The sequence below is a fragment of the Beggiatoa leptomitoformis genome, from assembly GCF_001305575.3.
GTDB lineage: Bacteria > Pseudomonadota > Gammaproteobacteria > Beggiatoales > Beggiatoaceae > Beggiatoa > Beggiatoa leptomitoformis.
Genome location: NZ_CP012373.2, coordinates 2,436,283 through 2,449,089, shown reverse-complemented (window position 1 = coordinate 2,449,089; position 12,807 = coordinate 2,436,283). Strand labels below are relative to the sequence as shown.

Here is a 12,807-nt window from a genome sequence, read left to right as displayed (position 1 = left end):
CTATCTATTTGGATAGCTTTTTTTATGCCAAAAATATGATATATAAACGCATATAAAATGAAATTATCAAAGAAATAGCTAAAAATAAAAATTTATATAAATTATGTATTGTTTTATCTTGAATTATTACATTTAAGCGAATTAAAAGAAACGAAAGCTAAAAACTCAGGTATAATTGCCCAATGTATCTATGATGATAAATAAGCATATTTTAGTGTTTTTATTTTTAACTTATTATTTAATAAGCTATTTATTAAAAACTGAGATTAAATAGTGGAAGCATTTGTCTTTATTATAAATATAAATGACTGAATGGTAGGGCGACGACTATTGCGTAATATCATGATGAATACTAAAAAAACATGACCTATCTACTTTTTTATCTGAACTTTTTTGAGAATGTACTAATGAAAATAAAAACTTTTACGCGGATGACAACGGTTGCACTACTCATTAGTAGTTCTGTTGCTTCCGCTATTGAGCTAACGGATTACGTGTCTCCAGACAGTTTTTTTCAACAATCTTATTTAAGTGGTAGTTTTAACTTAAATAGCGGTAATCAAGACCAAACCAGCTATAACGGCACATTCGCTGGTTCTTATGACATGACTTACAGTACCTTACCTTTTGTTTGGAATGTTGCTGCTGATGCTCGGACAGACTTTAGTCGTGGTAAAGAAAGTGATGCCTCCACGGAAAAAGGTTATGATGTTTTTGCCAGTACGACTGCGGATAAATACTTTAATAACAACAGCTTATTATTTGGATTTGGTTCTGCTGACTTAGGCTATCGTCGTTTGTTTGGTTCAGATGAGGCAGATGACCCTTTTGCAAAATTGGGCGTTGGGGTTGGTTATGGTCGTATTTACAATGCAACCCCGTTGGCTAAAGCCATTCGTATTGTTGAAGACCTTGTTAAATATAAGGTATTAGCCAGTGAACCCTCTACAAAAGGTTACATGGAATTAGCGGGTGTGATTGATCGCGAATCCGAGTTTATCAGCAAATACAGTTTGAAAGAGTACAAAAAATACTGGGTTGAAGCGATGGAAGAAGTATTGCATCGTGACGGGGTTTTAAAAACCGAGTCACTTGGTGCATTAGGCGTTATTCGTATTCAAGAAATTCTGTTCGATGAACGGATTAATCAGCGTAAACATGGTTGGGTTGTGAGAGGCGGGGTTGGTTATATTGCATCTAACTATGATGGTAGCGATTCTGACCCCTCTTTAGATGTGATATTCGAGTATGGTTTGCCTATCGGTTTGCAATGGCAGTTAATCGAGAGGGCGGAATACTCCACTATTCTGAGTGGTGATATAGGGCATAGAATTCGTAACGTTCTGAGTCTGACTTATGAAATCACAGATGCGATTGACTGGGAAAATGAATGGGAATTGGATTATTTAAAACCAACCGATACTCCACCAGACCAGATTGTGTCTAATACACTGTCTTCTACACTCCGTTATTATTTATCTAATCGGTTAAGTGCTGATTTAACCCTTGAATTACGTAGAATTGATGATGACATCGATGATAATGGTAATGATAAAACTGACAAAGCATTGCTGTTTGGCATTTCTTATCGATTAAATTAATCCATTTACGCATTAAAATGGGTTGATTAAGGCGCGCTAGTGAGGCAAATTAGACTGGCGCGCCTTTATTTTTGTGTTATTTTCTATTTTTTTGTAAGGATTTCACATAATGAGTGAAGATTATTTTCGTTACCATGTTTTTTTCTGTACGAATCAACGTGAGCAGGGTAAAGAGTGTTGTCAGAATCATAACGCAACTGCTATGCGTGATTATATGAAGCAGAAAGTAAAAACCTTAGGTCTTGCAGGCAAAGAAAATGTACGGGTTAATGCGGCTGGCTGTTTAGACCGTTGTGAGTTAGGCCCTGTGTTGGTTATATATCCTCAAGGTGTGTGGTACACCTTTGTTGATAGCTCAGATATAGATGAAATTATTGAAGAACATTTGCAAAATGGACGTATTGTTGAACGCTTGAGATTATCTGTATGACACACCATCTTCATCATCATTGTAAACCCCAACAATTATTAATCCCCGCGCCAGCAGGTCAGTTAGAAGTGCAAATGAGCTGTCCTAAGCATCCACAAGACCCAAGTCATACGCCGTATATCGTTGTGTGTCATCCTAACCCTGTACAGGGGGGGGCGATGACAAATAAAGTTGTTTATATGTTGGCTAGTACATTTAATGCGATGGGATTGGGGGTAGTACGGTTTAACTTTCGCGGTGTAGGTAAAAGTACAGGTACTTATGATCATGGCGATGGTGAAACCGATGATTTGCGGGCGGTTGTGCAGTGGTTAAAAACAGAATATGCGCCAACAGAATTATGGCTTGCAGGATTTTCTTTTGGTAGTTATGTTGCCTTACGCGCCCATGAAGAATTAGGTGCGAAACGGCTATTGTTGGTCGCGCCTGCGGTTGGACGGTTTAATTTTGAGAATTTGAAGTTAAGCAATATCCCCACGATGATTATTCAAGGGGGACAAGATGAGGTAATTGTGCCTGATGATGTTTTACGGTGGATGCGTAGCCAATCTTATCAACCACAGCTACATTGGATGGATGAAGCCGACCATTTCTTTCATAGTCGTTTAAATGAGTTGCGTGATGCTATTATTGATAAATGGGGACGGCATCTCGTTTAGAATTAACTGTTTAAGATTAATAATGGGCTATTGCGGTGTTATCTTTGGGAATGTTAGGTGTCGAACAGTGGGTGAAAACAAGCGCGCCAAATCAATAATAGGGATAATGGTGTGATCTATATTAAAACAGGCAATGGCTAATGGTTGCCAATGTTGTAAGTGTTGCGGTAATGCGCAGGCTTGTTCATCCGTCACAAAAATGCCTATCGGTAAACTGGCGAGGTGAACCCCAGCATAACCAATATTCGCCAAGTTTTTTTGATAAACAGCGATACCCACAATCTCTTGTTGTGCGCGAAAAATTTTCTGTCCTTCCAATAAACTCGGCACATCTAAGACGGGTAATAAACGGTTTTGCCAGACTAACACTTCATCACAGTAGTGTGGGGTATAGGGAACTTCAAAAATCGGCGGGGACAGTGCGACTTGTGACATTTCATGCAAACCAACAGCCGCTTGTAAGCCTCTGCCAAAATCTAGTATCCATGCACGGCTGGTTTTTTCTATTGTATCCGCCATGTTTAAGCCCTGTGGTTAGCGTTTGATTTCATTCTCAGCAATAAACTGTGCTGATTGTAATGTTAAATATTGCCATAGCGTATCACCGGGACAAATATACGTCAGTTTATCGTGATAAATCACCAGTTGACTGATAGGCGACTGGGGAAGTTTCATGATATCAGGCAAGGGTTGCGGATAGAGATTTTCTTTTTGAAAATTAATTGTTTCTACTTCGTTACAGACAACACCTAATAATGTGTTGTCTGCTGTTCCTGCTTGTATAGCTGCTTGTACGTCAGCGGGTGGCTTTAGTAGGAAAAAGTATTCTCGATCTTCAGGTACATCTGTAATAAGGGACAAGTCTTCTGCTAAACAAAAAACATAGGATTCTTGTCCGTGTCCACCAAATCGCCCAATAAATCCTTGTTCGGTCCGTATGGGATGTAAATCTGCAATAATTTCCACTGTTTCCACATCTTTTTGTGGAATAAATAAGTGTGTGCCATCTAAAACAACAAAGACGTACAAATTGGGGTTGTAACCCAACGCGCTAGAATAGGCATCGAACGATGTTGCTCTTGACACTAGACTTGCCCCGCTAAACCTTTGTCTATCCAATCCAATAATTCAGTATCTTGATAGGGCTTGGTGAGATAAGCACTCACCCCTGCAGTACGCGCCTGCTCGCGGTGTTTTTCTGTGGTTCGGGAGGTAATCATAAAAATGGGGAGTTTTTGTGTCGCAGGATTGGCACGAACGTGAGCAGTCAGTTCTAAACCATTCATGCGTGGCATTTCCATATCAACTAACATGACATTTGGACGGGTTTGGTTCATGACTTCAATCGCTTCTACGCCATCTTTTGCCAGCAACACTTCAAACCCTGCATCTTCTACCAGTGTCGATAATGACTTCCGCACGCTGAGTGAGTCATCAACAATTAAGACTTTTGGCACGCTTGCTACCGCGCCTGTGTCGGCTGCTTCTTGTTGTCCCATGTAGTTACTTAACGCCATCTGCATGGGGGAACGCAATAATTCTGGCACATCTAGCAAAGGAACTAAGCTACCATCCCCAAGAATGGCTGCACCCGATACACCACGCACTTTAACCACATATTTACCCATACTTTTCATCACGAGGTCATGGGTATCCAGTAGTTCATCAACAATAACCGCAGTCACCCCTGTTTCTTCATGAACCAATAAAATTGGCTTGGTATGGTATTCATTTGCGGCAATACCATCACCTTGTACGTTGAGTAAAGAAGCCATACTTTTCAGCGCAAAGACTTTTTTACCCATTTTGAAGGTGATTTCATTTCCTATTTGATGAAACTCGCCAGACTCAGGTGCTAAGGCTTGTTCTAGGGCATTGGTTGGAATCCCGTAGCGATTTTGTCCCATGCGAATAACCAGCACATGCACCGTTACCAAAGACATGGGCAGTTTAATGACAATATTCGTGCCTTTTCCTGTCTCTGAGACTAAATCTAACGTGCCTTTCATTTGGCGTACGTTGGTATAAACCACGTCCATTCCTACACCACGCCCAGATACTTGGGTTACGCCTGATTTGGTGGAGAAACCTGACATAAGAATTAAACGGGCTAATTCAGGTTCTGCTATTTCTTGGGCTTCCGTAATTAAGCCACGTTGAATAGCTGTGTAGCGAATGTTGGTATAGTTCAAGCCTTGCCCGTCATCTTTACAACTCATGACAATGCTATTGCCTTCGCGATAGAAGCGTAGCAGAATCGTTCCTGATTCAGGTTTACCCAAGAGTTTACGGTCTTCTACAGGTTCAATCCCGTGGTCAATCGAGTTACGTAAAATGTGCATCAAGGGGTCAGCGAGGTTGTTTAGTACGTCGCTGTCTATCATGATGTCTGTGCCAATAACTTCTAACTCTGCTTGTTTGCCTGTCATACGGCAAGTTTGGCGCACATTTCGTTGTAATTTAGAAATAACCGTACTGACAGGCACCATGCGGGTGGTCATGATGTTAGCTTGGAATTCTTTATTCAAGCGTTCATGCTGAACGAGCATGGTTTCTAATTCGGATAAGTCATTACGAATTGACATGCCTAATTCACGCGCGTCAGCAATAGATTCAATAAAGCTGTGAGCAACGCTGTGCAATTCGTTATATTCTTCAAATTCTAAGGGGTCAAATTCCTCTTCATCTTGTGCCATTTTGTTATAGCGACTTTCAACCCCCGTAATCCCACGAATATCAACGATATTTTCTAATTCAAACGTTTTTCGCTGTAAAACCATGCCTTGGTCAGTCAGTAAGCGAGTATTTCCCAACACATGGCGTAACCGTTCATGAATTTGTCCGATAGAAATAGATAACTCACCGACGAGACGCATTAAGTTATCAACAGTGCTGGTTGGTACACGTAAAACTTGTTCAGGCGAACCTTGTTCTACAGGCGCACCGCCAGCGGCTTTTTTCGGCTCAGTTTTTTCGCCACCTTCGCCTGCCTCAGTCGCAGGCGCGGCTTGAACGGCTTTACGAGGTGCGGAGGGCGCATCCAAATTGCCTTTGTCAATCTTATTCGCCCAGTCCAAGACATCTTGTAAAACTTGCAAGGCTTGTGGGGGTGGGTCGTCTTGCCCTGTGAGCGAATCCACCATGATTTCTAGGCAGTCTGCCGCCTCGGTCATGGTGTCAGTTAAGGCTTTAGGTGGAGAAACTTGATTTTGCGCAAGGTATTCTAAAATATCTTCCAAATGATGGGCGATATTGGCAATACCCTTAATTCCAATAATATTGGAAGAACCTTTCAGCGTGTGAGCAATCCGTTGCGCCCGTTCAATTTCTGGAATCGTTGGTTCTTGGATAATATGTTGAATACATTGGGTGAAATCAGACGCATTTTGTGGAACTTCTTGCAAGTATGCGTCATATAAATCACGGTTAATGTCTTCAGGCGGGGTGATTAAGACATCTTCAGGGCTTGCCGTCGTCTGCCGATTATAAGCAGCGGCTTCTTCAGCACTTTCTTCAACTGTTGACCCCTTCATTAGTTTTTGCAACAGCATGTAGGCTTGTTGGTCGTCTAATGGCGTTGCCCATTGTGGCTCACGGAAGTGATTAACTAATTTGACAACATTGTCCGCGGGCGATTGTAGATAAGAAAGGACTAAATCTGACCATGTTTCTAGTAGTTTTTTAGCTTTTTGCCGTGCGGCAAGGTCTTTTTCGGCGAGTGCTTTAACATTTTCTGCAATAAACATTGATACTTCTTGCAGACCTTCTAAGCCCATCATTTCTGCCGCAGCGTACAAGCGCATCACTTGGTCAGCATAATTCTCAGCAGATTCGTTAAAGCCCTCCGCATCATTTGCTAAGCTCGTGTATTTAGCTAAATTATCGGTTAATTCTTCTTTCGCGGATTCTAATTCGCTTTGCAGAATTTCTAAAACTTCGGCATTACCGAGAGAAATTTCACCACCTTCTCCCTCTGCAACTTCTAATTCGGCTAGTTCTTCTGCACTTTCCTCTTCTTCGCTCTCTTCTTCGGGCAACGTGGTATCAGCAAATTCTTCTTGATATGCACTGACTTGGTCGGCTGCGGTTGAGGGTTGTGTCAGTAGTTGATGTAATTCAATCGCCCGTTCATCATCCAAAGGCATAGACCAAACAGGGGCTTGTAAAAGTGTTATAAGTTTTTGCGCGCCATCTAATGGGTTATGCAGGTACTCTAAGACGACAATAGGCCATTGTTCAATATAAGGTTTAACAGCTAGCTTTTCTGCTGGCTCTTGGGTACCAAATGCCATGAGGTTATCATTAACAAATGTGCAGACTTCTTGTAAGCCTTGCAGACCTGCCATTTCTGCTGCGTCCCAAATGGCTTGTACTTGATTAGTATAGTTTTCTATTGCCTCTAATAGGGCTGGATTATCATTTTCCATGGAGACACATTCCTCAAGAGCGGTTGACAAGCCCGCGATAACATCTTGTATTTGGTTTTGGAGCAGTTCGATAATATCAGGTGAGGCAATCACTAACGGAATAGTGTTTGTTGGCGTAACACTGCTTGTTGGCAATAGTTGTTGCCGTAGTGCAGTAACACGCTCCTCTTCTAAGGGTTGCGCCCATGCAGAATTTTGGAGTATTTCTAGTAAACTCTCAACGCCTACACGTGGATTTTCTAAATAAGCAATGCTGGTATCAAGCCAATCCGTTAAAACAGGTTGTGCGGATAGTCGAGTTGCTTGTTCCGCCATGCCTAATTGCATGACGTTATCATTGACGAAAGTACATATTTCTTGCATACCATGAAGTTGCGCCATTTCTGCCGCATCCCACACGCTTTGCACATTTTCGGTATAACTCCCGACTGCCATTAGGAGTTCTTCACTGCCATCTTCTGCGTTTGTAATCGCTTGCGTGATGTCAATGAGTTGTTCTTTTGCATCATGTAATTGCCCAATTAAGAGCATTAATATATCAGGGTCGGCTAAGTAAATTTCACTCAGTTCTTCTGGTATCTCAGCAACAGCAGGTGCGTCAATGGATTCCGCAGATGTCGCACTTTGCACTAGCTTTTCTAATAATTCTGCGGCTTGCTCATCGCTTAAGGGGTTTACCCATGTCGATTGTTGTAAATAGTTGGTTAGACGATTTGCTTGATTTGCTGGGTCTTGTAAATAATCAATCGAATGAGGTATCCATTGGCTAAAGACATCCATTGCCGCTTGACGCTCATTTAACGCCTGCGCACTTAAACCCATGACATTATCATTGATAAAGGTGCAAACTTCTTGCAGACCATGCAGTTTTGCCATGTCTGCGGCATCCCACAGTGCTTGTACTTGTTCAGTATAGTTTTCTACGGCTGTTAGCAGTTCTTCACTGCCATCATCTGCCATCGTCAGCGATTGTAAGGGTTCAAGCAGTGCGTCAGCAGTGTCTGTAAATTGTCCAATGAGTAAATCAATTATTTCAGGGTCTGCAATAACGAGTGATGGTATTGTGGCTGCAAGCGTTTCGTTTTCATCTTGTTCTGTTTGAATAAGAAGTTCTGTTTCTTCTTCAGACGCATCAATATCCATTTTGGGTAAAACTGGGGAGGCTTCTTCAATATCATTAATATCATTAATATCATCAATAGATTCTATTGATTCTATTGATTCTATCAATTCGCTAGATTCGGTAAGTTCAGGTTCAACTTGCTCTGTTTCAAGTTGTTCTGTTTGAACGGCTGGTGCGAGTAATCTTGTATATAACTCATCAGCTCGTTCGGAATCTAAAGGATAAGCCCATTCTTTTTGTTGAAGAAAATTGACGAGTGTGGATGCACCACTGCTTGGATATTGCAAGTATTCAATAGCCAATGTTACCCAATCAGTAAATAGTGGTTTTGCAATCAATCGGTTGGCGTTATCTTGGCTACTCAATGCCATTATATTATCATTAACGAAAGTGCAGACTTCTTGCAATCCTGTTAATTGAGCCTGTTCTGTTATATCCCAGATATTTTGCACAGACTCGCTGTAATCACTAATCGCATTGAGCAACTCTTCGCTACTGTCCTCAGCCTGCATCACTTCAGCATAGCCATTCGTTAATAACAAATCAGTTTCTGCTAATTGAGTTATTAATAAATCCAACATATCTGCTGACATCAGTGAAATATCTGTGTCTCCAGTAATTGAATTATCTTCTACAATATCAACGGGTTCTTCTGTAAATTCTTCAATAGGCGATATGTCTTCCACGACAGTGATAGATTCTGGCGTATCATCCACAAAGTCATTTAAATCAGTTTGTTCTGCCTGTTCGTTGTTTTCTACTTCTAACGCACCATGTGTTAATTGCAACAACAAGGTATCTGCTTGCATTGCATCCAATGGTGTTGTCCAAATAGGATTTTGTAAGTATTCAATTAAAGTTGGGGCATTTTGTAACGGATTTTGGAGATATGCCAACACATGCGGTACATAAGTTTCCAACACGGGTTTACTTGCCATGCGCGCTGTTTGCGATTGTTCACCTAATTCCATAACGTGACTCATCATCACATCACAAACGGTTTGCAATCCTTCTAACTCCGCCAGTCCTGCTACATCATAAATAGCCTGAATATGGTTGGTAAATGCCTCTATTGCCTCAAATAACGCTGAACTTTCCTCATCAGCCGTCGCTAAATTGGTAATAGCCTTGTTTGATTCTTCCTGTATCGCTTCAATTTCTGCAATTAGCGTATCTAGCGTATCGTTGCCTACTGAAGAAGATGCAGATTCTTCAGCCGTTAGCGTGGATATTTCATCTTGTTCATTCAGTGATATATCAGTTTCAGAAGTGTCTAATATTTCCGCGTCTGCAAACGAATTTTCTTCCGAGTTTTCCTCATCCATCAGCGGTAAAGCATCCACCGTATCAAACTCTGTGGAGTTTGTTAAATCTACTTCATTATCATCAACTTCTGATGCTAATAGCACGTCATCGTCAATAAATGCGCCACCCCAATCAGGCTTATCTATTTCAATGTCAAGTGAGGGAGATTCTTCCTCAGGAATAGATAACTGCAATGGTTGCACAATGACAGTCTCGACAACTGGCGCAACGGGTTTAACGATTTTCTCATCTAACAACAGCAGTTTTTCTTTTTCTACAGGTGGCGTTGCTGGCTGGCTTGGCTCATTAACAACAGGTTTTGTGGAAACAACCGTGGTGACAGGAATAGGTTTATTGACAGAACGCTTGGCGTAACTGGTTTCGATAGCGGGTACAAATCCTTCCCGTGTGAGCTTGCCTAACAATGTTTTGGCGGTATTCTTGCCCATTGGTGATAGCCATTGATTATCCTGCAAATAGGTTAATAATAATGGTCCACCTTGTTGTGGATTGCGTAAATACTCTAAAACAAATTCTGTCCAATGAGAGAGATGCTCATACGATGCTAACCGCTCGGTTTGCGGATGTGTACTGAGTTCAAAAATATTGTCATTGATAAAAGTATAAACTTCTTGCAACCCTGATAGACCATCAACTTCTGCTTTTTCCCATAAAGACTGTATCGTATTGGTATAACCTTCAATGGCTTCTAAAAAAGCATCACTATCGTCTTCTGCCGTAACAAAGTTGTGCAAGGTTTCCGATAAAATATCTGTAACCGCGACGATTTCATTAGCGGCCGTTTCTAACTTACTGGAGCGAGAAAATTCAGGAATAGCAGGACTGCTAATCGTAGGAACAGAAGCTGGTTGAGCAGATGTTTTAATTGTTGTGTCATGTGTAACAGGCAATACATCTGTAAAATCGGTATCATCCATGTCATCGGAAATTAACATATCCATGTCTGCTTTTGCTACATTATCAGACATATATTCAGATTCTGTCGTTTCCACAAAAACACTAGGAACAGAAACTGTTTCGGCTAAAGATTCTATATTGGGTAAGTCATCATCGATAAAATCATCTGTTGCATCACGCAATGCGGTTTCTTCGGCTGCCAGTGACATTTCGTCAAAAACAGGTAGTTCGGTATCATCTACGCTTTCATCATCAGTGTCTTCGACAATATCCACATCAGCACGTGTCATGATTTCACATGCGATATCTTCCTCACTCAATACTGGCTCATCAGAAAATAAGACATTTTCATCTTCTGTTACGTCAGGCGATTCATCAGCAATGAAAGCGGTTTCATCAATGTCTGCATTTTCATCGGCTAATAATTCTGTTTCCGTTTCGTCAGGCAATTCATCAGCAATGAAAGCGGTTTCATCAATGTCTGCATTTTCATCGGCTAATAATTCTGTTTCCGTTTCGTCAGGCAATTCATCAGCAATGAAAGCGGTTTCATCAATGTCTGCATTTTCATCGGCTAATAATTCTGTTTCCGTTTCGTCAGGCAATTCATCAGCAATGAAAGCGGTTTCATCAATGTCTGCATTTTCATCAGCTAACAATTCGGTTTCTGTTTCGTCAGGCAATTCATCAGCAATGAAAGCGGTTTCATCAATGTCTGCATTTTCATCAGCTAACAATTCTGTTTCTGTTAAGTCAGGCGATTCATCAGCAATGAAAGCAGTTTCATCAATATCTGCATTTTCATTGGCTAATAATTCGGCTTCTGTTTCGTCAGGCGATTCATCCGCAATGAAAGCGGTTTCATCAATGTCTGTATTTTCATCAGCTAATAATTCGGCTTCTGTTTCGTCAGGCAATTCATCAGCAATGAAAGCAGTTTCATCAATGTCTGCATTTTCATTGGCTAATAATTCGGCTTCTGTTTCGTCAGGCAATTCATCAGCAATGAAAGCAGTTTCATCAATGTCTGCATTTTCATTGGCTAATAATTCAGCTTCTGTTACGTCAGGCGATTCATCCGCAATAAAAGCAGTTTCATCAATATCTGCATTTTCATTGGCTAATAATTCAGCTTCTGTTACGTCAGGTAATTCATCAGCAATGAAAGCGGTTTCATCAATGTCTGCATTTTCATCAGCTAACAATTCCGTTTCTGTTTCGTCAGGCGATTCATCCGCAATGAAAGCGGTTTCATCAATGTCTGCATTTTCATCGGCTAATAATTCTGTTTCTGTTATGTCAGGCGATTCATCCGCGATGAAAGTAGTTTCATCAATATCTGCATTTTCATCAGCTAACAATTCTGTTTCTGTTACGTCAGGCGATTCATCTGCAATGAAAGCGGTTTCATCAACGTCTGCATTTTCATCAGCTAATAATTCAGCTTCTGTTATGTCAGGCAATTCATCCGCAATGAAAGCGGTTTCATCAATGTCTGCATTTTCATCAGCTAACAATTCTGTTTCTGTTAAGTCAGGCGATTCATCAGCAATGAAAGCGGTTTCATCAATGTCTGCATTTTCATTGGCTAATAATTCAGCTTCTGTTACGTCAGGCGATTCATCCGCAATAAAAGCAGTTTCATCAATATCTGCATTTTCATCAGCTAATAATTCTGTTTCTGTTACGTCAGGCAATTCATCCGCAATGAAAGCAGTTTCATCAATGTCTGCATTTTCATCAGCTAATAATTCCGTTTCTGGTGATAATGTTATTAATTCATGTTCATCTGTAGCAGTTACTGTAACATCTGTTAAATCTTGAATATCTGTTGTGAAAAAAATCTCTTCTGGCAATGTTTGATTGCTTGCTTCTTCAGTCGCATTAAAATCTTGCGCGAGCAAGGTATTTAAGTAGTTAATTTGTTCTTCAGCTAATGGCACAGCCCATACTTGATCTTGTAATAACGTAATAAGTTTCTGTTGTGCTGTTTCATTTGTAGGTGCATAAAGATAATTAGACACCAGACGCGGCCAGCGTTCTATGACTTCGCACAATTGTTGTTGATGATCTTCATCAGTTTGCAGTTCTCGCAGACGTTGACAGGTCAGCTCACAAATGCGCCGTAAACCTGTTAAATTTGCTTGTGTTGCAACATGTTCAATATGCTCAACATAATCAATACATTGTTTTATTGCTGTGGGTGCATAACCATTCGTATGCCCATCAGCAAACGCGGCTAAGGCTTCATATAGAAGATAAGCGTCGTTAGCAACTTTGGCATGAAGATCGTCTAATGCAGATTGAAGTATGGCGGACATGGCTGGCTACCTGATGAACAGTG

General features: G+C 40.9%; 6 protein-coding genes. 3 read left to right on the top strand and 3 right to left on the bottom strand.

The annotated features are described in order from the left end of the window. The first annotated feature begins 407 nt into the window (after positions 1-407). From AL038_RS10200 to AL038_RS10190, 3 genes are all read left to right on the top strand, one after another. A complete protein-coding gene (locus tag AL038_RS10200; protein WP_062152473.1) occupies positions 408-1,601 on the top strand; it encodes a DUF481 domain-containing protein in 1,194 nt (397 codons plus the stop codon). Positions 1,602-1,710: 109 nt separating this feature from the next. Continuing rightward, entirely contained in the window at positions 1,711-2,031 is a 321-nt protein-coding gene (locus AL038_RS10195) for a (2Fe-2S) ferredoxin domain-containing protein (protein WP_062152470.1), read from the top strand. Continuing rightward, on the top strand, positions 2,028-2,690 hold the full coding sequence (locus AL038_RS10190; protein ID WP_062152468.1) for an alpha/beta hydrolase: 663 nt from the start codon (positions 2,028-2,030) through the stop codon (positions 2,688-2,690). The genes AL038_RS10195 and AL038_RS10190 overlap by 4 nt, the downstream gene beginning before the upstream one ends. A gap of 27 nt (positions 2,691-2,717) precedes the next feature. Here AL038_RS10190 and AL038_RS10185 read toward each other — a convergent pair whose 3' ends face one another. From AL038_RS10185 to AL038_RS10175, 3 genes are read right to left on the bottom strand one after another with little or no spacing between them, the layout of a single operon-like run. After that, positions 2,718-3,209, bottom strand: a complete 492-nt coding sequence (locus AL038_RS10185; protein ID WP_062152466.1) for a chemotaxis protein CheW — start codon at positions 3,207-3,209, stop codon at positions 2,718-2,720. Between the two features lie 15 nt (positions 3,210-3,224). Further along, positions 3,225-3,776 carry a hypothetical protein gene (locus AL038_RS10180; RefSeq protein ID WP_062152464.1) on the bottom strand — a complete coding sequence of 184 codons (552 nt, stop codon included), beginning with the start codon at positions 3,774-3,776 and terminating at the stop codon, positions 3,225-3,227. After that, positions 3,776-12,784, bottom strand: a complete 9,009-nt coding sequence (locus AL038_RS10175) for a response regulator (protein ID WP_062152462.1) — start codon at positions 12,782-12,784, stop codon at positions 3,776-3,778. The genes AL038_RS10180 and AL038_RS10175 overlap by 1 nt, the downstream gene beginning before the upstream one ends. Positions 12,785-12,807 lie beyond the last annotated feature (23 nt).

What these genes read in the sequence shown, in the direction of transcription:
- AL038_RS10200 (WP_062152473.1), top strand. Translation starts at nt 408, where the DNA reads ATGAAAATAAAAACTTTTACGCGGATGACAACGGTTGCACTACTCATT.
- AL038_RS10195 (WP_062152470.1), top strand. Translation starts at nt 1,711, where the DNA reads ATGAGTGAAGATTATTTTCGTTACCATGTTTTTTTCTGTACGAATCAA.
- AL038_RS10190 (WP_062152468.1), top strand. Translation starts at nt 2,028, where the DNA reads ATGACACACCATCTTCATCATCATTGTAAACCCCAACAATTATTAATC.
- AL038_RS10185 (WP_062152466.1), bottom strand. Translation starts at nt 3,209, where the DNA reads ATGGCGGATACAATAGAAAAAACCAGCCGTGCATGGATACTAGATTTT.
- AL038_RS10175 (WP_062152462.1), bottom strand. Translation starts at nt 12,784, where the DNA reads ATGTCCGCCATACTTCAATCTGCATTAGACGATCTTCATGCCAAAGTT.